Origin of the sequence: Candidatus Avelusimicrobium sp. (genome assembly GCF_051874775.1) — a bacterium.
Classification (GTDB): domain Bacteria; phylum Elusimicrobiota; class Elusimicrobia; order Elusimicrobiales; family Elusimicrobiaceae; genus Avelusimicrobium.
In genome coordinates this window covers 15,156-41,206 of sequence record NZ_JBJEGE010000008.1, presented here as the reverse complement: position 1 = coordinate 41,206, position 26,051 = coordinate 15,156, and the positions used below count along the sequence as shown (strand labels likewise).

Below are 26,051 nucleotides of genomic sequence, written 5' to 3'. Positions count from 1 at the left end.
TCTTATGCGTATTATCGCCGGAACCGCCCGCGGGCGGAGAATTTTTTCCGTGTCTAAAAATCTGCCGGTAAAGCCGATTTCGGACCGTATCAAACAATCGCTGTTTGATATTTTGCGCCCGCGCATTACCGGGGCCATCATGCTGGATTTGTTCGCCGGAACGGGGAACGTGTCTTTGGAGGCACTGTCGCGCGGGGCGCTTAAAACCGTGATGGTGGACCGTGAACCCGCGTGTATTAAAAACATTCATCGTAATTTAGAACACTTGGGGTTTGCAGACCGTGCCAAGGTGCTGCGCGGCGATGTATTAAAGCCGCTCGACTGGCTGATGCCCTACAGCGATAACGAAGGCTATGACATTATTTTTATGGGCCCGCCCTACCGCGATATTAACAACAAAATGCTCTCGTTTTCGGAACCTGCGTTAAAAAACGTGGCTGACTCGCGCCTGCTTTCTCCCAACGGGATTATCGTCTTGCAAAACCACAAGACGGAAGCGTTTGCTGTTCCCGATTCGCTGGAAGTCTACCGCGTGGAAAAATACGGCGATACGTTAGTGCATTTTATGCGCGCTGCCCAAAAAGACGAAAAGGATGCTTCCCATGTATAGCGATGTGTACGAACTCAACTACTCCAAAATCAAAACGTATATGGAGTGCCCGCTGCTGTATAAATATAAGTATATGGAAAACAAGCGGGAAGGCTTGGTGCCGGCTTCGTCCTTGGGCGTATCCATTCACCGCGCGCTGGAAGAATACCACCGCAACTCCAACGATCCGTCCGAACTGCTTGCTTATTACGATGACTGCTGGCTCGGCGCGGGATATTCATCTGCCGGCGAGCAGATGGAGTGGTATTTGAAAGGGAAAAAAATGCTGGAAACGTACGCCGAACGCGAATACGAACGCAAAACGACAGTGGACAGCTCGGAACGCGAATTTATCTTTCAGGAAGGACAGTGGACGCTGCGCGGCAAAATCGACCGTATCGACAAACACCCCGACGGCTCTTGGGAAGTGATTGATTACAAAACGGGAACGGATGTAGATTTATCTTTGGCGGTAACGGATTCTTTGCAAATGGGAATTTACGCCGTCGGCGCGCGCCGCGCGTGGAATATGCAAAAAGGCAAGGCCACCTTCTATTTCGTAGCGTTTGACAAAACGGTCAGCGCGCCGTTTGAAGCGTTTGACGAAAAGAAAATTTTGGATACGTTTATCAGTATCGGCAAGAAAATAGAAGCCGGAGATTTTGAGCCGAACTTAGCACACTGCGCCGTTTGCCCGTTTAACACGCGGTGCGAAAAATCGTGCGCGGTTCCGCCCCCGGCTCCGGCCGCGGCGGAATAGTTCCGTATGTTTTTATAAGCCCGCCTTAGGGCGGGTTTTTTATATTTGGGGAGTTATGAAAGACATTATTAAAAACGCAAAAAGAATTGTTATTAAATTCGGCACCAACGCGCTTAGCGCGGACGATGGGGATTTGTCCCTTTCCCGCCTGTATTCGTTTTTGGAAGACATCGCCGCCCTGCACCGCCGGGGAAAAGAAATTTTGGTGGTAACATCAGGAGCGGTAGGTGTTGGACGGCGTATTTTGGGTCTTACACAAGAGGACGAAGGGGTTTCGTTAAAACAGGCGTGTGCGGCAGTGGGGCAGACGAGTCTGATGAAAATTTACGAGGACGGTTTTAAACGTTTGGGCATTACGGCGGCGCAGGTTTTACTGACCGAGGACGATTTTGCCAACCGCGCGCGCTATTTAAGTTTGCGCGATACGCTCAGCCAGTTATTGGAACTCAACTGTATTGCCGTTATCAACCAGAACGATACCGTGTCTACCAACGAGCTGCGCGGATATAAGGACAAAGGCGTAAAAGTCTGCTTTGGCGATAACGACAAACTTTCCGCCCTTGTAGCAAGCGGACTGGACGCGGATCTTTTGTGTATTATGAGTGATGTGGAAGGTCTCTATAACGGCGACCCGCGCAAAGATAAAAACGCCCAACTGATTTCCCGTATCAAAGGCGTGACGGAAGAGGTGGAAGCGCTTGGTTTTTGCGCCTCGTCGCGCGGCCGCGGCGGTATGAAAACCAAGTTGGAAGCCGCCAAAGTGGTTACGCGCGCCGGCGCGGCGATGGTAATTGCGTACGGCAAACGCCACGGCGCGGTGGGAGCGGTGTTCGGGCCGGAATTTAAGGGTACGCTGTTTGAGCCGGTGGAAAACCTGTCGGGAAAGAAATTGTGGTTGGCTTATGCCACTAATGTGACGGGGGGCGTGCGCGTTAACGCGGGGGCTGAAAAAGCGTTGTGCGAAAAAGGTTCTTCTCTTCTTCCCGCCGGAATTACCGCTGTAGAAGGTGAGTTTGAAGCCGGCGACGCCGTGTATATTTCGGACGAGTCCGGCAAAGAATTTGCGCGCGGGCTCGCCAATTATTCTTCCAAAGACTGCCGCAAAATAGCGGGGCTGAAGTCAGCGGAAATCGCTAAGAAACTCGGCTTTAAGAATTATGACGAGGCCGTCCACCGCGACAATATCGTTTTACTGTGAGGACTTATGAACGTAGCTGAAATCGCTTCCAAGGCCAAGGCCGCTTCTTACGTATTGGCCGCTTTGCCATCCGACGTAAAGGACCGCGCACTGTCCGCTATGGCGTGCGCACTTCGCGTACACGCGGACGAAATTTTAGAAGCCAACCAAGTAGATTTATCTTTAGCTGAACGCGCCGTTTTGGCGGGCGAAATAAAGCCCGCTTTATACGAACGGTTAAAACTCACGCGCGAAAAATTAGAAACTGTCATTAAAGGCGTGGAAGAAATGATTGCGCTTCCGGATCCTGTAGGCAAGATTTTATCCGCCACAGAACTGGACGAAAATTTAACGCTGTATAAAATTTCGTGTCCGATTGGGCTTATCGGCGTGATTTTTGAAGCGCGTCCCGATGTAGCCCCGCAAATTGCTGCGTTGGCCGTAAAATCCGGCAATGCCGTGGTGCTTAAAGGCGGGCGCGAAACGCTGCACACAAACGGAGCGATGGTGCGCGTGTTAAAAAATGCGCTGTCATCTGTAGATGGGTATCCGGCGGAAGCGTTGCAGTTGATTCACACGCGTGAAGAAGCGGCGCAGATGTTGGCACTTGATGAGCTGTTTGATTTAATTATTCCGCGCGGCGGAAACGCGCTGATTGCGTATGTGAAAGCCAATACTAAAATCCCTGTGCTCGGTCACGCGGACGGCGTATGCCATATTTACGTGGCGCGTTCAGCCCGTTTGGATATGGCACAGAAGATTTGTGTGGATGCTAAAACACAGTATCCTGCGGCGTGTAATACAATGGAAACGCTTTTAATTGACGAAGCGTGGCCGGAGGAGAACAAACGCAAGTTGCTTGCGTCGCTGACTGCGGCAGGAGTGGAATTGTACGGAGACGCGTGTGTCAGTGAGCTGGCTCCTGTGTCGGGTACGGTAACAAACTGGCATACGGAATACGGGGAGAAAAAACTCTCCGTCAAATTCGTGCCGAATGTGTTGGCCGCGGTGGAACACATTAACGTCTATGGTTCGCACCATACGGACGCAATTATTACTGCCGAACACGATGAAGCGCAAATTTTTATGGATTTAACGGATTCTGCGGGGGTTTATCATAATGCGTCCACCCGCTTTGCCGACGGCTACCGCTACGGCTTCGGCGCGGAAGTGGGTATCAGCACGGGCAAAACGCACGCGCGCGGCCCTGTGGGGCTTGAGGGACTGACGATTTATAAATACAAACTGTACGGAAACGGGCAAACGGTGGCCGAATACGTCGGCCCCGACGCAAAACCGTTTACGCATAAAAAAATAGGGGGGAACAAATGAAATTAGGTTTTATCGGCGCAGGCGAAATGGGCGGAGCAATTATCCGCGGGTTACTCTCGCAGGGGTGGCCGAAAGAAGATATTTTGGCGTCCGTCCATACGATGGAATCGGCGGAGCGGATTCAAAAGGAGATCGGTATCGAAGCGGTGACGGACAACCTCCGCGTCATTCGGGAATCGGGCTGGCTGTTTGTGGCCGTTAAGCCCGCGCAGGTGGAAAGCGTACTGAACGAAATCGCCGCGTCCGGCGTTCCGGCCAAGCCGCTTATCTGTATGGCGTTGGGGTGGACGGTGGAGAAAATCCAGCGTGTTCTTCCTGCGTGGCCCGTTATCCGCATTATGCCCAATACGCCGCTTGCGGTTGGCGAGGGCGTAACGCTTTTCCATTTTGCGGCCGAAACGCCCAAACGCACGCGGCGCGAAGTGATGGGCCTTTTTGACGGTATGGGCAAAACGTTTGAGATTTCGCTTTCCGTGTTTGACGCGGCGACGGCCTTATCCGGATCCGGTCCCGCGTTTGTGTATTATTTTATCGATGCACTGGCTTCGGCTGCGGCGGATAAAGGTTTGCCGCAGGAAGATGCCGTCAAACTGGCGGTGCAGACGGTTATCGGCGCGGCCAAAATGGTGGAGCGGGAAAATTTGCCTCCGGCCGAACTCGCGCGCAAGGTGGCTACGCCCGGCGGTTGCACAGCGGCGGGAATGGACGTATTGGCCGCGTCAGACGTAAAAAAAGTAGTGGCCAACACGCTGAGCGCAACGGAAAAGAAAGCGACGGAATACAGCAAATAGTTTTTGCTTGGTAATTAAAATCCGGCGGATAAACCTTGTGTTTATCCGCCTTTTTTGCGGTTCGTTAAAGGGGCCTTGACCCGTTTTTTTTTTTTGATACCATAGGGATAGTGACAGCTTACTATACATACGTCATTCCCGAATGTTTCTATCGGGAATCTGTTGTTATAAAAGGAATTGGATTGCGTATAGAAACGCTACGGAATGACTTTTGTGTAAGGGGGATGTGTCCCATGTATCAAGAAGCGGGATTTACGCTGATAGAGTTGTTGATTGTGGTGTTAATTATCGGTATATTGGTTTCGGTTGCCTTGCCTCAGTATCAAACGGCGGTCACCAAAGCGCGGTTGACTGAATTGAAGTCGTTGGTATCTTCCATTAAAAAGGCCGAAGAATTATATTATATGGCAAATGGGGAATATACGGAAGAGTTTGAAAATTTAGACATCTCCTTACCCGGTTCTGCCAATGGGACGTATTGGGCTCCGAAAACGTATATCACTTGCTCTTTGGCATTTATTCCGCGGAGCATTTACTGCGTAAATACGTCCGCAGGATCTTTAGTTAGCGGTTGGGAGGTTTGGCTGGATAGAGATCCGGCGGCGCCGCACACACTTTGTTATGCATATAATAATAAAACATACGCGCACCGCGTTTGTCTAGCCGAAGGTGGGAAAAACCCTTATTCTGCTTCGCATTATACTTTTTATGTTATTCCGTAATTCTATTTCCAAAAATAAAATCCGGTAATAAAAAGCCCCAGCAAAATGCGGTAGTAAACAAACACGTCAAAGCTGTGCGTTTTGATGTATTTCATCAGGCCGCCGATGACGAATAATGCGCCTAAAAACGCGCTGACAAATCCCCATACTAACGCGGTGTTAAAATCTCCGGCAGACAAATGCGTAACTTCCACAGCGGCCGCTCCTGCAATAATCGGTGCAGAAAGCAGAAATGAAATCCGCGCACCCGCCCCGCGTGTGAGGCCCAAGAGCAGCGCAGCCGTAATCGTAATTCCGCTGCGCGATACCCCGGGCATAATGGCTAGCGCCTGTGCGCAGCCGATTAAAAATACCGTTTTAAACGGAACGGAAAAAATATCGCTTTCTTTGTTGCCGTTTCCGCGGCGGTCCGCCCACCATAAAAGGCCCGCAAACGCCATTAAACAACCCGCCATCATCAAGGGATTTCTAAAAGCGTGTTCGGCAGTATCTTTTAAAAATAGTCCCGCAATTCCCGCCGGCGCGGTGGCCGCCGCCAAATACCACAGCATACGGCCTTGCGGTTCAAAAGGTTTTGTCAGTCCGTTTTTAATCAGGATAAACCAGTCTTTTGCAAAGTATAAAAGTACGGCCAAGAGTGTGGCCGCGTGGAGCATAATGTCGAACGCGATTCCTTGGTATTCCATTCCGCGCAAATACGGCAGAAGCGCCAAATGGGCGGAACTGGATATCGGCAAAAATTCGCCTAAGGCTTGTAAAAGGCCGAGTAAAACGGCGTCAAAAACGGTCATAGTCATTCTCCAAAATAAGTCATCCGCGGGGACGTACCCGTCATATCAAGTACGGCGAACGAAGCGGGGTAAAATGTGCGCACCTGTCCGGCCAGAAGATGGGTAACATAGGTTACGTTGGGATTGTGGCCTACGGCCAGTATGCAGTCCGCGTGTTCCATTTGCTCCCGTAGAAAATCGCAGACATCCTGCTCGTCTTTTAAGCCGTTGAGTTCCGCCGCTTCTTCCGCAGGTGCGTGTAACACTTCGGCTAAAACGGCGGCGGTTTGTTGTGCGCGCAAGAGCGGGCTGGAAAGAATCCTTGCGGGTTTTATACCAAGCGTATTAAGGCGCTCAGCCGTAAGGGCGGCTTTTTGCCGTCCTTCATTAGAAAGGGGGCGTTGCGCATCCGAATCTACGCCAGCCACATAGGCGGGTAAGGCGTGTGCGTGACGGACAATGACGAGCGTTTTCATAGTATTTGAATATGTGTCCAAAAATGCAATAATAAAGTAGTTTCTATTTTACTATTTATCGGACCCCTATGGAACTATTTTACGCGCATTATCCGTCGCTGGAAAAATCGTTTGTGCGCTTTGTCCGCACCCGCCGCCGCGTCCCGTTGGAGCCGTGGCTGGTCGTGTGTGCGTCGTCGTTTTTATCCAAGCGGTTGTCCGCTCTCTTAGCGCGTGAAAACGGAGCGGTGGCGAACATTCACTTTTTAACGGGATCTTCTTTGTTAGGTGCACTGGATGCGGAACAGGGGCCGGCTCTGCCCGTGTTTCCGCAAGACAATCTGCGCGATTTCCTGCTGAAAGACATTTTGGCTGAACGTGGAATGGACCGCTATCCCGTTTCGCGCGGATTTGTGCACGCGCTTAAAGCATCGCTTCGGGACTTGGCGGATGCACTGGCGGATCCGGACGTGTTGGAGGAACACCTGCAAACCTCTGCGGATCCCGTTTTGTTGCAAGAGGCCGAGCGGTTCGGCTGGCTGGTGCGCGTGTACCGGCGTTTTAAAGAACGAGAAGCGCAAGTGGCGGGGTACCGTCCGTATCAGGAAATGTTTGAGCGTGCGCTTAACGGCGTGGAAAAATCCGCGTTTTTGCACGGGTTTAAGCAAATCGTATTTTATGGTTTTTACGATATGACCGGCCGTCAGCTGGAACTCATCAGCCGTATTTATAAAGCGTACCCGTCGGCGGTGTTTGCTCCGTATAAAAAACACGCCGCCTACCGTTTTGCAAAGAAATTTTTTGAAACCAATTGGCTAGGGAGTTCTCCGTCGGCGGAGGATGTTGACGAAAACGATTTCGGCGTTCTTGGTCCCTGTGGTGGGTTTGTGTTTGAAGCGCAAGGCGCGGCAACAGCCGGCAAAGTACACATTGTATCGGCGGCGGATCCGCGCGGCGAGGTGTTTTTTACCGCCAAAGAAATTTTGCGTTTGACAGAAAAAGAAGGATATGCGTTTGGCGATATTGCGCTTATCGCACGTTCTGTTGCCCCGTATCAAGATGAAATTCGTCGCGTATTTAAACAGAATTGCATTCCGCTGGATGCGTCGTTTACATATCCGCTGCATAAATTTCCGCTCGGCATATTTTGTTTGAATTTATTTTCGCTGGCTGCGCGCGGATTTGATAAAGACACCGTACTGGCTGTTGTATCATCTCCTTATTTTAAGCCGGTGCAAAAGTATCGCTGGCGCACGTTAGCGGCGGACTCGCTCGTCAGTCGCGATTTAAGCCAATGGAAAGATTTATTGCCGCAAACCAAAAATTACGATCCCGATTTTTTGTTGTGGCTGGAAACGTGTGCAAGCCGTTTGGAAGCCTTAAATGCGCCGCGCGCGTGGGCGGACGCAGTTGCCTTGTCGCGCGCGTATTTAGCGGAAAATACCGACGAATCTGCCTGCCGCGGAAAAGACGCGGAAATTTACCGCGCGGTGTGTGATAAAATTGATTCCCTCCAAAAGAATGCTTCCGTCCGTTCCCAAAGCCGCGAGGGAGAAATGGTGGAGGAATTGGCAGATGCCCTGAATTCGCTTTCTTTCGGTGAATCCGAAAATGTACGCGGAGGGGTAACGTTTACGGATGCGGTTCGCGCGCGCGGACTTCAGTTTAAAGCGGTGTTCCTGCTTGGCGTAAACGAAAAATTGTTCCCGCAAATCATTCCCGAAGATCCGGTATTTCGGGACCGCTACCGCTATTTGCTGCGCGACGTGTTGGGCTATTGGATTAATCAAAAACTGGAACGCGCGGATGAGGAACGGTTGCTGTTTTTTGCGGCGGTCACAGCGGCGCGGGAAAAGTTGTACGTATTGTATGCCCGTACGGGTACAGATGGAAAAGAAGCCGTACCGTCCGTCTATTTGACCGAACTGGCGCGCGCGGCGCAGTTGCCGTGGAGCGCGGACGCAACGACGCGCGTGAGCGGGCGGATTTCGGAGCAAATTTCTTCTGTCGCACCGGAGTTTTTAACGCCCAAAGAATTGTCTTTGTCCATTATTTTGCAGCCGGAATCAGCGCGCGAAAATTACGGGCGCGCCGGTATGCTGACGGACGCAATTTCCCAATCCCTTTTATCGGCGCGCGCGTTGAACGAGACGGGTGCGCCCAACGCGTTTGACGGGTTTGTCTCAAGCGGAAAAGAAATTTTCGCGCGCACTAATGACGGGGCCGGATTTTCGCCTTCCGCACTTGAGGAACTGGCCGCCTGCCCGATGAAATACTTTTTTGACAAGGGACTTAATCTGGAAGAAAAGGACGACGCGTTAAGCCGCCGCGAACTGTCGCCCGACAAACGCGGCACCGCCTATCACGAAATTTTACAGGATTTTTATGCCGAGCTTTTCCGCCTAGGCCTTACGCATAACGTATTTGATTCCGCTGCGGTTGAGTATTTAAACCGCGCCGTAGCGGGTCGTTATACGAAAGAAAGTTATAAAGCGTTTGGTATTTATCCCGTCGTGTGGGAACTTATTTTGGAGGAAATCCGCACGCGGCTGGCGGAATTTGTAACGGAAGATTTAAAAAATCTGGGGCCGTTTACGCCGTCTTATTTTGAAAAAGAATTTACGCGTTTGTCCGTTTCCGGCCTACCGTTTAAACTTCGCGGCGTAATCGACCGCGTGGATGTGGATGCGGAACACAAAACCTTTATCGTGGCGGATTATAAATCTTCCAAAAAAGGGACGAAGGATTTATCATCGGACTTTTTTGCCTACTTGATTTTTCAGCCGTTCTTGTACGTGCTGGCGGCGGAAAAACTGCCGGAACTGACGGGGTATTCTTCGGCGGGATCGTGTCTTTTATCCATTAACAAAAAGTATGTGCGGCGCACTTTGGAACCCTCCGCGTTTGAAGCGTTGCGTCCGCGCGCGGAAGCGTTTTTGACGCTTCTTTCAGCGTATATTCAAGAAGGAACTTTCTTTTTGCATAAGACGGATTTGTGTGCGTATTGTCCGTATGCGTCCATCTGCAGGAGGGACTCTTTTAAGAGCTTGATGCGCGCCAGCAAAAGCGTGCAGAGCCGCAAACTGGAGGAGGCGCAGCGTGCAAAGTAACCGCGAGAAAATTCAAACTATTTTAGATGCAAATATGGTGGTGGAAGCCGGTGCCGGAACGGGCAAAACTACGCTGCTCATCACGCGGCTTTGTTTGGCAGTGTTAGCACGCGGAACGAGTGTGGAAAAACTTGTTGCGCTGACGTTTACCGAAAAAGCTGCTGCCGAAATTAAAACCCGCTTGATTACCGCTCTGCACGAAGTATTGGCTGCCGCGCAGGAGCGTAGAGAACATCCCGTGCTGACGCTTTTACGGGAGCGGTTTGGCGTGCCGGACGATAAACTGGTTTCGCGCGCCGAAAACGCGCTGGCGCGGCTGGATCGCGCGTGCGTGGGGACTATTCACGGTTTTTGCGCCGAGATTTTAAAAACTTTTCCGCTGGAATCGGGGTTGTCTCCTAACTCGGAAATTGATTCCGGCCGTCGTGCGGCGCAGTTATTTGACGCGCGCTGGAATGCGTTTTTGGATACGGAACTGGGCGTCGGTTCGGCGCGCGCGGAAGAGTGGAAAAAGGTGCTTCCGGAAATTTCGCTTCCCGATTTAAAAGAATTTGCGCGGGAACTGTGCAGCGGTAAGATTGACGAGTATAATTATTTTTCCCACGCGCCGATGTTGGCTGGCGTTTGTTTGGAAAAAGCTGCGCGCGCGGAAGCGTTAAGCAAAGCTTTTTTAGACGGGAAAAAACCGCGTAAAGCCGAAAAAATGTTGGCCTCAGCGGCCAAATCCTTGCGCCGCACGGCCGCTTTTTTGCGCGGGGAACCGCTGCCGTCCGCGCCGCAGGAACTGCCGGAGCTTCTTTCGTCCTCGGCCCCGCAAGGGTGGGAAGAAGAAACGTACGAAGAGGCCCGCGCGCTCGTGCATTTTTCCGTTAAAACCTCACCGGAAAAACAGCAAATTTTTCTTTCTGCTTTTCAGTTGGTGCAACCCGTTGCGCGGGAAATCCGCGCATCGTATGAACGGGAAGGCATTTTAAGTTTTGACGATCTAATCGTTAAAACGCGTAATCTTTTGCAAAAAGATTTTTATGTCCGCCGTCTTTTAAAAGAAAAATACGATGCGCTTTTTATTGACGAATTTCAAGACACTGACCCCGTACAGGGGGAACTGTTTTTGTTTTTGGCGGAAGAAAAATCCTCCTGCGCTTCGCGTTGGCAAGACGTTGTTTTGGAGGCCGGAAAACTGTTTGTGGTGGGCGACCCAAAACAATCCATTTACCGCTTTCGCGGCGCGGATATTACAGCGTATGAACTCTTTACTGATTTGATTTTAAAACAGGGCGGAGAGAAATGCTTTTTACAGCAAAATTTCCGCAGTGCGCCGGATATTGTATCCGCGGCCAACGCCGTCTGTGCACGTGCGATGGTGCAGGAGAGTTCTTTCCAACCGGCTTATGTGCCGATTTTTCCGGCCAAAGAACTGCCTTCTCCTGCCGTTAAGTGGATTTTTATCGCCGGACGGGACGATACACCAAGGGCCGACGATTTTCGTGCTAATCAAGCCGAACGGATTGCCGACTGGATTGAAAACAACGTAGGGCGGCTGACGCTTTCAAACGGACAAAAACTAGCCTATAAAGACATTACGCTTCTATCTCGTGCTTCCACCACTTCCGCTCCCTATACGGACGCACTTCGCCGCAGGGATATTCCGTTTAATGTGGAAACGGACAAAGATTTTTATCGCAAACAAGAAGTAAACGATTTCTTAAACTTCTTGCGTGCGGCGGCGGATCCGGCGGATCGCACCGCGCTGGCGGGTGTTTTAAGAAGCCCTCTGGGCGGATTTACAGACGAGGAAATTTACCGAATTGCCCGTCGGGGTGAGCTCACGCTGTCTGCCAAGCCGCAAGATAAAAAATTGGCGGACTTGTATGAAATGATCCGTTCTTTCGGCCGCCGCGCAGGCCGTACGCCGCTGAAAGATTTTTTGGAAGATGTTATTCAAGAAACCTTTCTGCCTGAAGCTTGCGCCGCCGCTTACGAGGGTGAGCAGACGCTTGCCAGCTTAAACCGTTTGATCCGTTTGGCCGAAGGCTATGCCGGTGAAGTTCCCGCGTCTTTGGGCCGGTTTTTAGCTGAGGTGCCGGAACTGCTGGAAAACGAGCCGGAACGGTTGGGCGCGTCGCCTACCGATGATGCGTTGGATGCCGTGTCCGTTATGACGGTGCATAAATCCAAGGGACTTGGGTTTCCGGTAGTCATTTTGGCAGATCTTTCCAAGAAAGATTCCGCTTCTGCCGGTAATCCTGCCGCTCATATTTTTTCGTGGCAGTACAATATGCACGGGCTTCGCGCCGGAAAAATTTGCGATGTGAAATTGGCTTTCTTGGAAGAAGAACAGAAAAAACACGAACGGTGCGAAGAAGTCCGCGTGTTGTACGTGGGGCTTACGCGTGCCAAAGAACATTTGGTGTTGGTGGCAGATGGCCGCGCGGGTGCCGAAAAAGCCGCGGGAGCATTCTTGGGAGCGGGTCTGTTTCCTGATGGGAAAGAGCGGACGCTTCATCACGCAGCGCTTTCCGTGCCCGTTATCAATGTACCGTATGAAGAGCCGGAAACCTTTATTTTTCGTCATATAAAGAAGCGAATTTCGTCCGTTCCCGCACGGGAAATGAACGCGTGGAAGAACGCCTGGGCCGCACGCCGAGCGCGGTATGAAAAGATGCTGCAGGACCCTGCACTTTCTCCCAGCGCACTGGTGCAGTCGCCGGACTTGTTGACGGAAGAACAGCGTGCCGGGGCCGAGGTGGGAACCATTTGCCATCAAGCGATGGAACTGTTGTTAACACGCCGCGCGCAGGACGCGGCCGCAGCCGTACGGCAGGCGGCGGAGTCGGCAGGGTTATCTCTGCGCGCACAGGATGCGCTTCGTGTTTTGGAACCGTTTTGCCAAAGCACGTTGTTTGCAGAGTTGATGAAATCCCAAATCTTGGCGTGCGAAATGCCGTTTACGCTGGCGGAACCGGACGGCGTAAAATCGGGCGTGATAGACGCTGTTCTGCGTCGTACGGATGGAACGGTTTGGGTGGTGGATTTTAAGACGGACCGCGCCCGTGCGGCAGAAGCGGATCAACTGCTTGCAAAGTACCGTCCGCAGCTGGAAGTTTACAAGCGTGCGGCCGAAAAAATTTTTGCGGGAGAATGTGTGACGTGTTCTGTCGTATTGCTGCGTCTCGTTGCGGCGCGGAACTTATAAAAGATAAAATATAAAAAATATCATTTAGGGGGACGTATATGTTTGATAAATTAGGTCAGCTCAAAGATTTGTGGAAACTCAAAAGCCAAATGGAAGAAATTAAAAAGCGTTTGGATAATATGGTAATTAAGGTGGACAGCCCGCGCCATATTTTTCAGCTGACAATTTCCGGATCGCAGGAAGTAAAGGAAGTGACTGTAGACGAAGCGCTTGTTAAAAATTTCGGCGCGGCTGAAATTTCCGACGACATCAAAGCCGTCTTTAACAAAGCCGTACGCGACAGCCAAGGTATGGCTGCGCAGGCGATGGGCAACTTCGGTATGCCGCAGGCGTAAGTATGTATCAAAATAAAACGATTGCGGTATTTGGCGTATCGGCTGATCCGTCCAAATACGGATATAAGATTTTTACTGCGCTTCTAAAAAGAAATATGCGCGTGTACGGCATTAACCCCAAAGGCGGTGAAGTGGCGGGACATCCCGTTTTTATGCGTTTGGCCGATGTGCCCGCGCGCGCGGATGTGGCGGTAATGGTTATTCCGCCCGCTGTGCTTGTTCCCGCTGTGCAGCAGTGCATTGATGCGGGGGTAAAGGAAATTTGGTTCCAGCCAGGGGCACAGTCAGGCGATGCGTTCGACTTGGCCGAAACCGCCGGAATTACAGCTGTAAATTCCTGTTTTATGGCTGATAACGGATTATGGTAGTTTTATGAAAATGCGCCGTCTGGGCCGTACGGATTTGTACATTTCCGCCGTAGGTCTGGGCGGTTGGCCGTTTGGCGGCGGTTATGACTGGGGACCGGTAGATGCGGCACAAGCCGCAAAAACCGTGTCGGCCGCGCTTGATGCGGGAATCAATCTGATTGACACCGCACCCGTGTATGGAGAAAGCGAAGCGTTTTTGGGACGCCTTCTAAAGGGACGCCGGAGTCAAGTTGTTTTGGCGGGGAAATGCGGCCTTGTAAAAAACGGATCGTGGACGGATCACGATTTGCGTCCGCAAACGATTCGCCGCCAGCTGGACGAATCGTTATCCCGTCTGCAGACGGATTATATTGACTTATATCAAATCCATTATCCCGATCCTAATGTTCCGTTGGAAGAAGCGCTTTTGGAACTTGCACGCCAAAAACAAGTGGGAAAAATCCGATATATCGGGCTGTGTAACGTGACCGCGGAGGAAGTTGTGCGCGCGTCTGGCATAACTGAAACTGCCTCCGTGCAGAACGAGTATTCCCTTCTTCATCCGCAAAAAGGCGAAGATGTATTTTGCGCGTGCCGGCAAACAGGGACATCTTTTATTTCTTACGGAACGCTTTGCGGCGGCATTTTAAGCGGAAAATATAAAACGGCACCCAATCTGCGCCGCGCCGATGCACGCAATTATTTTTACAAATGTTACCGCGCTGGCGCATTTTTACAAGCGCAGAAAACAGTAAACCGCATCAAAAAATTGGCGGCGCATTTACAGGTTTCTCCGGCGGCGGTGGCCGTAGCGTGGGCGCTTTCAAACCAAACGGTTTCCTGCGCGCTGACGGGTGCGCGGACGGCGGAACAAATTTTGCAAAACGCGGCCGGAGCGGACCTGATGTTATCCCCGAAAGATTTGGCTTTTTTGGAGGGCAGACAATGCACGTGCACGAAATAGAATCTTATATTTTATCCGTACTTCCCAAACTGGGCGTCAACAAATTGCGCGAGTTGGCGCGGCTGGTGTACGAGATTTGCAAGCGCGAACATTGTACACCGAAAAACGTGCTCGTTCCCGCTAAAAATTTGACGTTTGAATCCGCTAAAAAAACGCTTTTAGCGCGCCGTTATCCCGTCAATTTTAAGACGGCGGAAAAGAGCCGTTTTTATCTGCCTAAACTGGATTTGGACGAAACGTTAAAAGCCGATTTAACGCCCCGCCCGTTTTACCCCAAAACCGTTTATATCGAAACTTCCGCCAAAGACAGCGAACTCGCTGCCCGCGTGCGCGATGCGTTTCCGAAGGCGGAATTTAAAGAAACCGACGGCAAGACCCAAGTGGGCAGCCCTAATTTTTCCCGCCGTACGGAAACGCTGCTCGTTCACAACGAAAAATACGATTTTTTAAAGCCCTGTCCGTGCAGCTGTTCGGCTGTGGGTTGTGGTTACAATTTGATTAATTTGGGGTTCGGCTGTCGTTTTGAATGTGAATACTGTTTCTTGCAACAGTACCAAAATTTACACGCTGTTTTGCTGCCAGCCAATGTGGATGATTTTTTGGAGAAAATTGACGGGGCAAAGTTTAACAAAGGACCGTTTGACCGTCCGCGCATCGGCAGCGGGGAATTTACCGATTCCCTCGTTTTTGACGATTTAACGCGTTACTCCCAAAAAATTGTGCCGTTCTTCCGTGCGCGTCCGCATTTGCAGTGTGAATTTAAAACCAAAAGCGTGAATATCGGCGGTCTTTTGGAAGCTGGCGGAACCGAAAATGTGGTGGCTTCGTGGTCGGTCAATTCGTCTAGAATCACAAATGAGGCCGAACATTTTACGCCTAATTTAACCGAGCGGTTGGCTGCGGCTTGCGAAACAGCCAAAGCAGGTTACCGCATTGGTTTTCATTTTGATCCCGTGGTTATTTATGACGGCTACCAACAAGATTACGCCCGCACGGTGCAGGAAATGGCCGATACCTTGCCGCACGATAAAATTGCGTGGATCAGCGTAGGCACGCTGCGTTTTAGCCGCGAACTGAAAAAGGTGGCGGAGTCGCGCTTTCCAGACAATTTTATGCTGGACGGCGAATTCCTTTTGGATTTTGACGGAAAAATGCGTTACGGAGACGGACAGCGTCTGGAAGCGTACCGCTTTTTGGTGCCGCTCTTACAAAACAACTTTCCCAAAGCGTACGTGTATTTGTGTATGGAAGATCCGTGTGTGGTGCGCTCTCTGTAGTTTTAAGGAAACACGGCCCGAGAGATTTTTCCATTGGGAGTGTTGAGAATCTGCTTTCCGGTAAAGTTTCTGACAGTGTGATTGGGCAGACTGCGGTAAATTTTTTTAACATAAAACAGTTTTTTTCTAGGTGTTGGCGGCTGATCGTGTACTGTTAATGGGCGCGTCCGGGGTACCCGAAAAAGCCAAGAACAATGAAAGAAAGTGTGTGAGTAAGAAAAATACTGGTAGGAATAGGATTTGCCTTCCGGTAAAATACTTGGCGGTATTTTTCTGTCAGACGGACTCGCGGTTTTTGCTTTTCGGGCGTAGCTTTCAAACAAAAATGTCGCTCCATCTTTCAAATCCTAACGCGGGCAAAGCAGTTTGCCTGCATTCTAAGCCGTAAAAAAACCACCCTTTCGGGTGGTTTAAATGGTGGTAGGAATAGGATTCGAACCTATGTAGGGCGTAGCCCGACGGTTTTACAGACCGTTGCTTTTGACCGCTCAGCCATCCTACCTAAATCGCATCAAAAGCCGGAAACCTTGCGGCCTCCGGTCCTAATTATTACTTAAACAACTAGGTACAAATATTATAACAAAAAAAATGTTTCGTGTCATTTTTTCATTTTTATTTTGTTGAAAAATTTTTGTTGGCTCCATATCCGTCTGTTATCCTTGCGCGGTCGTACAATATCGGGCTAAAATTGCTAGAATATCCCTATGCAAAAGACGAATTCTACCCCTTTAATGAAACAATACTATGATATTCGGGCTAAGTATCCTGGTATTATTTTGTTCTTCCGGTTAGGTGATTTTTACGAAATGTTTGATGAGCAAGCCCGCGAAGTAAGTGCTCTGTTGGGGCTTACGCTCACGGCACGTCACGGGGTGCCGATGTGCGGAATTCCTTTCCACGCTGCGAACAACTACATTGTACGGCTTCTTAATGCCGGAAAGAAAATTGGAATTTGCGAACAAACCAGCTCGGTAATGGATAAAAATACCAAACTGTTTGAACGTAAAGTCACGCGTGTGATTACCCCCGGGACGCTGATGGAGGACTCTCTGTTGGATGCAAATCAAGCGAACTATTTGGTTTGTCTTTCTGTCCATGCGCGGGGATGGGCCTTGTCGTGTGTGGAGGTTTCCACCGGCGAATTTTGGGTCAACCAGAACGATAAAGATTCCACGCTCACCAATTTAGCCGCCGCTTTGGCGGCGATTAATCCGTCCGAAGTGGTGGGAGATAAAGCCTCGCTTGAACAACTTAAAAATAAAGTTGTTCTGCCCGCCAGCCTGACTCTGACCGAACAACCCCCCTTTGACGGAAATTTTGACTTGCCTTCCAACTGGCCCGCTTTGAGCGCGTGGGGAGATAAGAAGAAAGCTCTTGCCTGCGCACTGCAAACAATGAAGTATTTAAATATAACGGAGCCCAGTTTTAAAACCGTTTTAATTCCATCTTATCGGGAGCTTAAGGATAGCTTGCAAATTGACGAGAACGCCGTGGTTTCATTGGAACTTGTCAAAAGTCAGGAAGGCAGCCGCCGCGGCAGCCTGTGGGCTTTGTTGGACCGTACCCGCACCGCTGTGGGCAGCCGCAAACTTAAGGAATGGATTTTGCATCCGCTGATGGATCCGGCGGAAATTTCCCAGCGGCAGGACTGTGTGGAAGGATTTGTAAAAGACCCGTCCGCATTAGCGGATTTATCGGCACTATTGGAAAATATATCCGATGTGGAACGCATTATGACGCGCACTGCCACCGGTACGGCCTCCCCGCGTGATTTGTCGGGGCTTAGGCAGTCTCTCTTGAATGTGGATTCGCTGGCGCGCTGGTTTGAAACGTACGGTGCTATTGCACCGCATTTGCGCGCGCTGTTTGAAGAAAATCTGCCCGTACTGCGGGAAATGTCCCGTGTCCTTTATGACGCGATAGACGAAAATCCGCCGTTAAAACTTTCAGATGGGAACGTTATTCGTGCGGGGTACAATGCTGAATTGGACGAACTGCGATCGCTAAAACAAAACGGCAGACACACAATGGAAGAAATGTGCGCGCGCGAACGCGAAAAAACGGGTATTCCCACTATGAAAGTAGGGGTTAATTCCGTATTTGGCTTTTATTTTGAAGTCACCAAAAGTCATATCACCAAAGTGCCGTTTAACTGGGTACGCAAGCAGACGCTCGTAAATGCGGAGCGGTTTATTACCGAAGAATTAAAAAATCTAGAAGACCGAATTTTAAACGCGGAACAGAAAATCAACCGCTTGGAAAGTTCTCTTTTTGATGAAGTACGTAAGGCGTGTGCGGCACGGATTAACCACGTTAAAGCGTTTGCGCAGATTGTGTCGGAGCTGGATGTATATATGTCGCTTGCGCTGTGCGCGATGAAAGGCAATTATACCCGTCCGGTAGTGGATCACGGTACCGAATTGCATTACGAAAACGGACGTCACCCGCTGGTGGAGGCGACGCTCCCCTCCGGCAGTTTTGTAGCCAACGGACTGAAAATCGGTACGCCGAAGAATCAGATTATGCTGATTACCGGCCCCAATATGGGCGGCAAGAGCGTATTTTTAAAACAGACGGCCATTATCGTTATTATGGCGCAAATGGGAGCTTTTGTGCCGGCGTCTGCGGCGCGCGTAGGTGTGGTGGATAAAATTATGACGCGTATCGGTGCGCACGATGCTCTTAGTAGAGGAAATTCCACTTTTATGGTGGAAATGAACGAAACCGCGCACATTTTAGTTTCTATGACGCCGCGCAGCTTAATTTTGCTTGACGAAGTTGGCCGCGGAACCTCTACCTTTGACGGTATTTCCATTGCTTGGGCAATTGTGGAATACTTATATAAACCGTCTGGCGGACCGAAGGTGCTGTTTGCCACGCATTATTTTGAATTGGTGGATTTGGCAAACAAATACGAAAGTGTGAGTAACTGGCACGTGGACGCCAAGGAATACAAGGATGTATCCGGCGAAAGCCGTTTGGCGTTTTTGTACCAAATTTTAGCCGGTGCGGCCGACCGTTCGTATGGAATTCATGTAGCCGAAATTGCAGGGCTTCCGGCGGCGTGTACGCTGCGCGCCAAAAAAGTGCTGAAAGATTTGGAAGCCAAACAAGGTGTAAAAATTTCCGCCAAAGAACAGGATATGGTTAAAGATTTGTTTTCTTCGCCCATTGTGGAAGAAATTAAAATGGCAGATCCGGATAAGCTGACTCCGCTGGCCGCCCTGCAGTTAATTTGTGAATGGAAGAAACGCATCAATGAATAACATACGCGTATTGGATGAAAGAACTGCCGGAAAAATTGCTGCCGGAGAAGTGATTGAGCGTCCCGCGGGAGTGCTTAAAGAGCTGCTTGAAAACGCGGTGGACGCAGGGGCCACGTGCATTAATGTGGATATTCAAGGTTCGGGTAAAGACCTTATCCGCATTAACGACAATGGCTGTGGAATGAGCGCGGAAGATTTGGAGTTGAGCGTTTTGCGTCACGCAACCAGCAAAATCCGCGCGTTTGACGATTTGGCAAACCTGCATACGTTCGGGTTTCGCGGTGAGGCGCTCTATTCCGTGGCAGCTGTTTCAAAGATGACGCTGACCAGCTGTCAAGAAGGGGCTAGCGGAAACCGTCTTGAACTGCACGGCGGCAAAGTGGTATTAAAAAGTCCGGCACCTTCTATTAAAGGAACGACGGTGGAAATCCGTAGTCTATTTTACAATACGCCCGCCCGCCTTAAGTTTTTAAAAAGCGATTCATACGAGCGCGCCTGTCTGTTAAAGGTAATTGAAGAGAGCGCACTTGCCAATTTGGGGGTGTCGTACCGCGTAACGGTAAACGGGCGCGAAGTATATAATCTGCCCGCCCATGCGGGGCCGCTGGAAGAAGCCGTACCCGCGCGCGCCAACGCCATTTTGGGGGAAGAAGTCAGCCAAAGTCTGGTATTTCAAGAGTTTGACGAAATGGGGCTAAAGTTGTTTCTTACTCCGGCGGATAAGTTGGTTTCCGTGCGCGATATGCAGTTTGTATTCGTAAACCGCCGTCCGATTGATTCCAAAACCGTCCAACAGGCCGTTTATAAGGCTTACCAAAACGTCCGCCCGAAAGACCGTCATCCGGCATTTATCGTATATATGACGCTTTCTCCCGCCGATTTTGACGTAAACATCCACCCGCAAAAACGCGACATCCGCTTTGTAAACGAAAATAAAGTGTTCGGCTTTGTAATGCACGCGGCGGGGGAAACCATTTTTCAAAACGCGCGTCCCGTGGATGTTCCGGCGGCTGCGCCGCGCATTGAACTGCCTTCTAATGTTTCTGCGGCGGCGGAACGGTTGTTTTCCGTCCGTACGCCCAAGCCGCAGCCGGAGGTTCAAACGGGAAATACGTTTTTATCCGAAGAGGCGTTTGCTCCCGTTTCTTCTTCCTTGCCTGACGAAGTAGCTTCCGTTGATGGAGCTGTCCGGCCGGACTTTGTAAAACCCGTCTGTTTTATTCGGGAAACCGAAGAACCCGCAGATTATGTGGCCCGTCCTCCAGCAGCGGAGGAGAACCGCGCGGAGCAAGCTGTGAGCCAAACAAGGCCCGAGTCTTCCGTGCAAACGGAAATTTGCGCGGAGGGAGACCCGTCTTGGTATCAGGGGCCGTACCATTATTTAGGGCAGCTTCAAAAAAGTTATTTGCTGTTTGAAAACCCGCTTGGCCTCGTGCTGATTGACCAGCACGCCGCGCAGGAGCGCGTTCTTTTTGAGCATTATCTGGACGCGTTTGAACATCATGATATTCAGGTACAAAAATTGCTTTTCCCTATTCACGTGGATTTGATGCCGTCCAATGCCGAAACTTTATTATCTTGGGCGGAGTGGCTAAAGACGGCCGGATTTGAACTGGAGTCTTTTTCCGCGCGCACCGTACTCGTGCGTTCCATGCCGCACATCATACGGTTTAAAGAGGACGATATGAAGGCGTTTATCGTTTCGCTGGCGCAGGTAATAGGCGACCCCGCCAAATCCACCGAAAGTTTAAAACGTAAAATGGTGGCAATGCTGGCGTGCAAAAAGGCCATTAAAGCGCACGACCAAATTTCCGCCGCCGAAGCCGAGGGCCTTTTGGAAAATATGAAGAAGTGCAAAGACGGTATGCACTGTCCGCACGGCCGCCCTTGCGTGGCGCAGCTGAAAATGAAGGAAGTAGACAAGCTGTTCGGCCGCTAGGCGTCCGGTATGGGTTTTGCCAACGCGTTTAGCTTTCAGCGTTACACTGCTGTATCATTTCTTATACTGCAGTACGGCGTTATTGCGGCGCTTTGCCTTTTGGAAATTATTGTTATAATGGGCAGATAGGTAAGGCACAAAAGAACAATAGCCTTAAGACCTATTGTGCCGGTGGGTCTATTGTTCCCTTGAAAAATTTGTATGATATTGTTGTTGATATATCTGTGAGTATAGTATTCAATCCGGCCAAGAATACGACGAAGAATAAAAAGGCTTCTAGTTATATTCGGATAATTTATGTCATGCCTTCGGCACAGCAGAGGGGGTAGACGAAGGAATAAAAAACCCTCCCGCCGGAGGGCTTTTACGTTTGTCAATTATTCGGCCGGAAGGTAAACTGCTAAAGTGCTTGCGGCACATTTGTATGGAAATTCCTGCATTTGCCGTTCTATTTCCGCGTTCAACAGTTCTGCCTTTTCGGGGTTGCACCGCGTTACTATTTCTTGATCGTTTCCGTTCTCCCAAATCCAAAAGGGTTTTGCGGCATCATTCCATTGGGACTGGGTGGAATGACTTTCATCTATCAGATCTTCTGCATGGATGTTGCTCAAGCCGTTTTTCTTTGTATTCCACAATTGTTGGTCTTGCGTAATTCCGTGCCTTTCCGTGGCGTGATGGCGTTGGGCGTAGGCTTGCGCCAGCTCTTGCGGCAATTCTTCCATGGGGTAGAGCGTAATGTTCATAAATATTTTCTGTTCCAGCATGGGCTGCAAATCCATATAGTAGGTGTTGGCTAAATGACCATTCCCGGCGTATACGAGGAGAATGTCGTACGCAGGCAATACCGCTTTAATGCGGCGTGCCCATTCACGGTTCCGTTCCCGTATCCCCCAGGGGGATACGCTTAATACTTGCTGTAAAGCATAGAAACGTTTTATCTCCGCAGATTCACGTCTTTTTGTAATGTATCTCCAGGTTGGAACCTTGTCTTTCGGCGTTGTCCATACCACAAATTCACCTACTTTCGCGGCAACTTGATTTTCTATAATGCCGGGTATATCATCGTCAAGCGCCAGTTGGTCTATGCCCAATTCGTCTGCGGCTTTGAAGGCAGGGGCATACTCTTCGGGGAAATATAGCTCGGATTTCTCGCCCGCCTTTTTAAGTAACGGTTCCCGTTCCAAATCGGCTGCTATTTGGAGGGAGATTAGTTCTCTTTCCCACTCTTTTTCCAGCTGCCGTACGGCGGCAAGTTCTTGTGTTTGTTGGTCATACTGCTTTTTTAATAGGGTTTTGCCTTCGTCGGACAAAAGTTGATAGCTTGAGTTCAAATCCTCTAATGCTGTTTGAGCGTCTTGGATTTGTTCGTCCACTTCCGGTATTTGCGCAAGTGCTTGTGTGAGAGCGGGCAGGTTATCGTAATTCTGCCACTCCAAAAATTCCGCGGCAAACAAAATTTTGGCGCTGGGATTTTTTTCCCGTACCGCCCGCAGAATTTTTGCCATTTCCTGCGGTGCGCGTTTGGTGTTATGGTTCATCCCTTCCGCCACAAAGATTAAATTGTGTCCCTCCAGTATTTTTTTATAATCCACTTCGCTGTTGCCGGTTTGTTGCAGCAGGTCGATGGGAATGGCAGCAGGGAGCAGCTGGCAGATGTTTTCCGTGCATTTAATATCCAAGTGGGTGGAAACGGTTTCCACTCCTTTGGTGTGTTTGTTTTGCTGTAAAAAATCCTGCCAGGAAATTTCTTTCCAGTTTTTGGGGTTCTGGCGTTCGGCCAGTTTCTGCAGCGCTTGTTCCCATGTCGTGTCTTTTTGGGGAGGTTGCACTCTTTTTTTTGGTGCGGAAAGGTTTATAGGGATCGGCGGAAGTTTTATGGATTCCGGCGGAATGGTTACGTGCGGCCGGATGGCGAACACGGGCGCGGCGCTGAACAAAAGGGCTAAAATAAATGATAATAATTTCATCTTTATCTCCTTGATATTCTTTGTATTATATCAAGTTTTGTTCGGAAAACCACGGGTCTTTGTGCCGAAAGGGAAATAGGTCTTTTCGTCGTGAAGACGTTAGCTCCTTTTGCCGGATGCGATGTTTGGGAGAAACGCTGCCTTTTAGGCGGAGTAATAGACCGTTTGGAAAGAGGGGCGTCCTCCACAGCGGCTTGGAAGGGCTTGACCTTGTTTTGATAACATGGGGATAATTCCGATTGTTACCCCGTAAGAGCCTGCCCCGTAAGGTAGTTATACGGGGTTGTAATACGGGATCTGTTGTTTTAAACGGCAGATTCCGTGTTACGTCCTCACGGAATGACGACGCATACGGGGGATATTGCTAGGTATCAAACTCTTGGTTTTACGCGTTGGTCTCATTATAAACTGACGCTTTTTGCGCTTAGCGTCACTCCAGAAGGCCGTAATCCGGAGTCTGGTTATAGTATTTCAGGATCCAATAAATTGGGTTTTACCTTAATAGACTTGTTAGTGGTTGTATTAATTATAGGAACAGGGGATTCTAAGACAATGCTCCTTCCTAAATTGTAAGTCGGTTTTTTCCTCTTCCCAGACGGCCTAAAATAAGCCATCCTATTATATATATTCTCCATTGGAGGGCTTATGCCTGAAAATCCGGTTTTAGAACGTGTATTATTTTCTGAAGAACAACTCGCTAAAAGAGCGGCCGAACTGGGCCGCCAAATTTCCGCCGCCGAAGCCGAGGGCCTTTTGGAAATGATTGTTATAATGGGCAGATAGGTAAGGCACAAAAGAACAATAGCCTTAAGACCTATTGTGCCGGTGGGTCTATTGTTCCCTTGAAAAATTTGTATGATATTGTTAAACTACCAAAGAAATATCCAAAATATAGGCCAAAATATATCTCAAAGGAGAACTTATGAAAAGAGTTATCGCTCTTAGTCTTATTTGTAGTTTGTTGTTTCAGACGGTTTCGCCTGCTTTTGCACAGTCAGCTGCTGATATCGAACGTGCGATGCAAAGAAAATGTCCCATCGAAAAAATGCTTCATGATGCAACTGCTAGCCAATGGGTTGATCTAGACTGCATCTTTCGCGTTATTGATGCTGTGAGGAATGCTAACGGAGAATATCAGAAAGACAAAAAAGTAGTCAGAACCATAGCACAAGTTACCGACCGTTTGACAAACAAGGCTCTAGCCCTCTTGCGCGACGGTAAGGTAGAGGAAGCCCTGCAGTTCGAATCTGCTGTTAATCAGCTTGGCGACCTGATTCCGGATGTGCCGATAGCAAGAAGTCTGTGTGTTAACATATATGGAAAGCCTATTTCTTGTGAAACACTTAAGAAAGAAAAACAGATGGAGAAAGAAAAACAGAGCAAACGGGAAAGAGCGGAAAAAGAGAAAAAAGAAGATTCTAAGTCCAGTATAAAGATTAAGGGGACTGATTCTACTGATATGCCAGATTTTAGTGAATATTTCCATGTGATCACAAAGACTGCTGACATGGAAGCAAAGATCTATTCTTTATCTCAACTGGATAAGAAAAGTTTAATTGCTGCTATTGAGGTAATGGCCGCAAAGGGAAGTGATGACCCTAAGAAATCAGCGTATATTCATCCGGCCATTATAAACTCGGCCTTTATGTTTTTGGCAGACAAAGTGGAACCGACAGAAAAAGGATTGATCACAAAATACTTGTACGACAAACGGGGCTGGGTGGCGTTCGCTGCGGCGAATGCCCTTGAATCGTATGCCAACATAGATAATAAATCAGAAGAAACTGCGTCTACCGGAGCAACTCATACTTCGACATACATGTCTGCTTCGGTTGCGCTTGCCGCACCAAAATTTGTGTTGCACCCGTCTGAAATCCGGCAAGTTGCACTGTGTCTTGAGTATGCCCCAAGTGCGGCCGCCTCCTTGGTATTTTCCTCCTCAATGCTTGCAAAAGCAGGGCTGCAGTTTACAGCGGCAGAGCTTCGGGCTATAGCCGTGTCTGCTGCCGAGAGTGTGGCTGCAATCGGTAGTTCGAGTGCAGCGGCTCTCGGAACATACCTTGGCGTGTTCCTGGGAGTGGGAATTGTATGTGTTTATGAGCTGAATAACTCTTTGGCGCCGATGCTTGCGAATAATTGGGTAGAGTACAAAAGGAACTTCTGGGACAAAGTATTTTCGGGAGACGTACCGAAAGGATATGATATTGTGGATACCCAGCGTGCTATAGATATTGATCTCCAAACTATGGGTTTTGTAACTACCTGGACGGAAAGTCTAGCAAAAATAGGAGCCCGAGCGTTGTCTATCGCTAAGTCCTCCCCGAGGGCCACATGCCAGTACAGCGCTAGATCGTCCGTGAAACGTGATTGGACCTTGTCCGATTTGGACATCTATCTAAATACAGGAGATCCTGTGTCGGCAAGACAGGCAGAATCTCTCCGCGACTGTTTAGGCCGATATGGCTCCTTGTGCCCTAGAAATAGGGTGCCCAACGCGTCCCTTTTTGCTGGCTGCCAAAACATGCCGTTGAAGAATATTGAGGGTACTTGCCAGCGTGATATCCGGCAATTAAAGCGTGTAAATGATGTGGCTTCCTCCTTTTATTCGACGAATACCAATGAACCATTATTTACCAGAGCTGTTTTTCAGAAGAATATGAAATTTCTGGGCGGCGGCGAGATTAGCGACGAAGGCAGTTGGATTCCGGAAGCGGAAATTGGTATCAAGTTTGATGGAGAGGATCTTTTTCTTATGTTTGTAGACGAATTAAAGGATTCTGTATTGATGCTACTGGCTGATAGTCTGACAATCGTTAACGTGAATAAGCGCTACAGCCGCTTTCGCCGCGGCGCTCACGAACGAAACAACCAATACCGTTGGAACGAGCAGGAGAGGAAATTTGATAAAAAACAGACGAATGATCCTTTCCAACATTTCCATTATGAGGAGTTTTTGACCTATCCCGACAACAATCCGTATATTTGCAACCATAGTATTTTTTATCATGTAAATGTACTCAAAAATGTACTCAGATTATTTAGGTAAATTCTCAG

Annotated in this window: 20 protein-coding genes and 1 tRNA gene; 17 read left to right on the top strand and 4 right to left on the bottom strand. The window is 49.5% G+C overall.

Translation table 11 applies throughout. The features are described from left to right. Positions 1–4 precede the first annotated feature (4 nt). From rsmD to ACI351_RS01135, 6 genes are all read left to right on the top strand, one after another. A complete protein-coding gene (gene rsmD / locus ACI351_RS01160; RefSeq protein ID WP_439733425.1) occupies positions 5–610 on the top strand; it encodes a 16S rRNA (guanine(966)-N(2))-methyltransferase RsmD in 606 nt (201 codons plus the stop codon). Further along, positions 594–1,349 (top strand): RecB family exonuclease, encoded by a 756-nt coding sequence (locus ACI351_RS01155; protein ID WP_439733424.1) that lies wholly within the window; start codon positions 594–596, stop codon positions 1,347–1,349. The genes rsmD and ACI351_RS01155 overlap by 17 nt, the downstream gene beginning before the upstream one ends. A gap of 55 nt (positions 1,350–1,404) precedes the next feature. After that, positions 1,405–2,547, top strand: coding sequence for a glutamate 5-kinase (gene proB / locus ACI351_RS01150; protein WP_439733423.1), 1,143 nt, complete (start codon positions 1,405–1,407; stop codon positions 2,545–2,547). Between the two features lie 6 nt (positions 2,548–2,553). Then, positions 2,554–3,858, top strand: coding sequence for a glutamate-5-semialdehyde dehydrogenase (locus tag ACI351_RS01145; protein ID WP_439733422.1), 1,305 nt, complete (start codon positions 2,554–2,556; stop codon positions 3,856–3,858). Continuing rightward, positions 3,855–4,649, top strand: coding sequence for a pyrroline-5-carboxylate reductase (proC, locus tag ACI351_RS01140; protein ID WP_439733421.1), 795 nt, complete (start codon positions 3,855–3,857; stop codon positions 4,647–4,649). Before ACI351_RS01145 ends, proC begins: the two co-directional genes overlap by 4 nt. Positions 4,650–4,882: 233 nt before the next feature. Continuing rightward, positions 4,883–5,371: a type IV pilin protein gene (locus ACI351_RS01135; protein WP_439733420.1), complete on the top strand. Its 489-nt coding sequence runs from the start codon at positions 4,883–4,885 to the stop codon at positions 5,369–5,371. A gap of 2 nt (positions 5,372–5,373) precedes the next feature. On the opposite strand, the gene ACI351_RS01130 is transcribed toward ACI351_RS01135, so the two are convergent. Both ACI351_RS01130 and ACI351_RS01125 read right to left on the bottom strand, forming a co-directional pair. Further along, entirely contained in the window at positions 5,374–6,162 is a 789-nt protein-coding gene (locus ACI351_RS01130) for an undecaprenyl-diphosphate phosphatase (RefSeq protein WP_439733419.1), read from the bottom strand. A gap of 2 nt (positions 6,163–6,164) precedes the next feature. Next, positions 6,165–6,617, bottom strand: coding sequence for a SixA phosphatase family protein (locus ACI351_RS01125; RefSeq protein WP_439733418.1), 453 nt, complete (start codon positions 6,615–6,617; stop codon positions 6,165–6,167). A 68-nt stretch (positions 6,618–6,685) separates the two neighbouring features. On the opposite strand from ACI351_RS01125, the gene ACI351_RS01120 reads away from it, so the two are divergent. From ACI351_RS01120 to ACI351_RS01095, 6 genes are read left to right on the top strand one after another with little or no spacing between them, the layout of a single operon-like run. Further along, positions 6,686–9,706: a PD-(D/E)XK nuclease family protein gene (locus ACI351_RS01120; protein WP_439733417.1), complete on the top strand. Its 3,021-nt coding sequence runs from the start codon at positions 6,686–6,688 to the stop codon at positions 9,704–9,706. After that, positions 9,696–12,902, top strand: coding sequence for a UvrD-helicase domain-containing protein (locus tag ACI351_RS01115; protein WP_439733416.1), 3,207 nt, complete (start codon positions 9,696–9,698; stop codon positions 12,900–12,902). The genes ACI351_RS01120 and ACI351_RS01115 overlap by 11 nt, the downstream gene beginning before the upstream one ends. A gap of 38 nt (positions 12,903–12,940) precedes the next feature. Continuing rightward, entirely contained in the window at positions 12,941–13,237 is a 297-nt protein-coding gene (locus ACI351_RS01110; RefSeq protein WP_439733415.1) for a YbaB/EbfC family nucleoid-associated protein, read from the top strand. A 2-nt stretch (positions 13,238–13,239) separates the two neighbouring features. After that, complete coding sequence (locus tag ACI351_RS01105; RefSeq protein ID WP_439733414.1) at positions 13,240–13,605, top strand: CoA-binding protein; 366 nt, start codon at positions 13,240–13,242, stop codon at positions 13,603–13,605. A gap of 4 nt (positions 13,606–13,609) precedes the next feature. After that, positions 13,610–14,548 (top strand): aldo/keto reductase, encoded by a 939-nt coding sequence (locus ACI351_RS01100; protein ID WP_439733413.1) that lies wholly within the window; start codon positions 13,610–13,612, stop codon positions 14,546–14,548. Further along, entirely contained in the window at positions 14,530–15,825 is a 1,296-nt protein-coding gene (locus ACI351_RS01095) for an SPL family radical SAM protein (RefSeq protein ID WP_439733412.1), read from the top strand. The genes ACI351_RS01100 and ACI351_RS01095 overlap by 19 nt, the downstream gene beginning before the upstream one ends. Before the next feature lie 415 nt (positions 15,826–16,240). Here ACI351_RS01095 and ACI351_RS01090 read toward each other — a convergent pair. Next, positions 16,241–16,327, bottom strand: a tRNA-Tyr gene (locus tag ACI351_RS01090). 202 nt (positions 16,328–16,529) lie between these two features. Between ACI351_RS01090 and mutS the strand changes: the two genes are divergently transcribed. Both mutS and mutL read left to right on the top strand, forming a co-directional pair. Continuing rightward, on the top strand, positions 16,530–19,091 hold the full coding sequence (gene mutS / locus ACI351_RS01085) for a DNA mismatch repair protein MutS (RefSeq protein WP_439733411.1): 2,562 nt from the start codon (positions 16,530–16,532) through the stop codon (positions 19,089–19,091). Then, positions 19,084–21,030: a DNA mismatch repair endonuclease MutL gene (mutL, locus tag ACI351_RS01080; RefSeq protein WP_439733410.1), complete on the top strand. Its 1,947-nt coding sequence runs from the start codon at positions 19,084–19,086 to the stop codon at positions 21,028–21,030. Before mutS ends, mutL begins: the two co-directional genes overlap by 8 nt. 377 nt (positions 21,031–21,407) lie before the next feature. On the opposite strand, the gene ACI351_RS01075 is transcribed toward mutL, so the two are convergent. Beyond that, entirely contained in the window at positions 21,408–22,997 is a 1,590-nt protein-coding gene (locus ACI351_RS01075) for a hypothetical protein (protein WP_439733409.1), read from the bottom strand. Between the two features lie 339 nt (positions 22,998–23,336). Between ACI351_RS01075 and ACI351_RS01070 the strand changes: the two genes are divergently transcribed. The 3 genes from ACI351_RS01070 (at position 23,337) to ACI351_RS01060 (ending at position 26,043) form a co-directional block, all read left to right on the top strand. Beyond that, positions 23,337–23,570 (top strand): hypothetical protein, encoded by a 234-nt coding sequence (locus ACI351_RS01070; protein ID WP_439733408.1) that lies wholly within the window; start codon positions 23,337–23,339, stop codon positions 23,568–23,570. A gap of 72 nt (positions 23,571–23,642) precedes the next feature. Further along, entirely contained in the window at positions 23,643–23,780 is a 138-nt protein-coding gene (locus ACI351_RS01065) for a hypothetical protein (protein WP_439733407.1), read from the top strand. A gap of 139 nt (positions 23,781–23,919) precedes the next feature. Continuing rightward, the gene (locus tag ACI351_RS01060; protein WP_439733406.1) at positions 23,920–26,043 is read left to right on the top strand and encodes a hypothetical protein; all 2,124 of its coding nucleotides are present in this window, start codon (positions 23,920–23,922) and stop codon (positions 26,041–26,043) included. Positions 26,044–26,051: the final 8 nt, after the last annotated feature.

What these genes read in the sequence shown, in the direction of transcription:
- ACI351_RS01075 (WP_439733409.1), bottom strand. Translation starts at nt 22,997, where the DNA reads ATGAAATTATTATCATTTATTTTAGCCCTTTTGTTCAGCGCCGCGCCC.
- ACI351_RS01070 (WP_439733408.1), top strand. Translation starts at nt 23,337, where the DNA reads ATGACGACGCATACGGGGGATATTGCTAGGTATCAAACTCTTGGTTTT.
- ACI351_RS01095 (WP_439733412.1), top strand. Translation starts at nt 14,530, where the DNA reads ATGCACGTGCACGAAATAGAATCTTATATTTTATCCGTACTTCCCAAA.
- ACI351_RS01120 (WP_439733417.1), top strand. Translation starts at nt 6,686, where the DNA reads ATGGAACTATTTTACGCGCATTATCCGTCGCTGGAAAAATCGTTTGTG.
- ACI351_RS01125 (WP_439733418.1), bottom strand. Translation starts at nt 6,617, where the DNA reads ATGAAAACGCTCGTCATTGTCCGTCACGCACACGCCTTACCCGCCTAT.
- mutL (WP_439733410.1), top strand. Translation starts at nt 19,084, where the DNA reads ATGAATAACATACGCGTATTGGATGAAAGAACTGCCGGAAAAATTGCT.
- ACI351_RS01135 (WP_439733420.1), top strand. Translation starts at nt 4,883, where the DNA reads ATGTATCAAGAAGCGGGATTTACGCTGATAGAGTTGTTGATTGTGGTG.
- ACI351_RS01105 (WP_439733414.1), top strand. Translation starts at nt 13,240, where the DNA reads ATGTATCAAAATAAAACGATTGCGGTATTTGGCGTATCGGCTGATCCG.
- proC (WP_439733421.1), top strand. Translation starts at nt 3,855, where the DNA reads ATGAAATTAGGTTTTATCGGCGCAGGCGAAATGGGCGGAGCAATTATC.
- rsmD (WP_439733425.1), top strand. Translation starts at nt 5, where the DNA reads ATGCGTATTATCGCCGGAACCGCCCGCGGGCGGAGAATTTTTTCCGTG.
- ACI351_RS01145 (WP_439733422.1), top strand. Translation starts at nt 2,554, where the DNA reads ATGAACGTAGCTGAAATCGCTTCCAAGGCCAAGGCCGCTTCTTACGTA.
- proB (WP_439733423.1), top strand. Translation starts at nt 1,405, where the DNA reads ATGAAAGACATTATTAAAAACGCAAAAAGAATTGTTATTAAATTCGGC.
- ACI351_RS01130 (WP_439733419.1), bottom strand. Translation starts at nt 6,162, where the DNA reads ATGACCGTTTTTGACGCCGTTTTACTCGGCCTTTTACAAGCCTTAGGC.
- mutS (WP_439733411.1), top strand. Translation starts at nt 16,530, where the DNA reads ATGCAAAAGACGAATTCTACCCCTTTAATGAAACAATACTATGATATT.
- ACI351_RS01060 (WP_439733406.1), top strand. Translation starts at nt 23,920, where the DNA reads ATGAAAAGAGTTATCGCTCTTAGTCTTATTTGTAGTTTGTTGTTTCAG.
- ACI351_RS01065 (WP_439733407.1), top strand. Translation starts at nt 23,643, where the DNA reads ATGCCTGAAAATCCGGTTTTAGAACGTGTATTATTTTCTGAAGAACAA.
- ACI351_RS01110 (WP_439733415.1), top strand. Translation starts at nt 12,941, where the DNA reads ATGTTTGATAAATTAGGTCAGCTCAAAGATTTGTGGAAACTCAAAAGC.
- ACI351_RS01155 (WP_439733424.1), top strand. Translation starts at nt 594, where the DNA reads ATGCTTCCCATGTATAGCGATGTGTACGAACTCAACTACTCCAAAATC.
- ACI351_RS01100 (WP_439733413.1), top strand. Translation starts at nt 13,610, where the DNA reads ATGAAAATGCGCCGTCTGGGCCGTACGGATTTGTACATTTCCGCCGTA.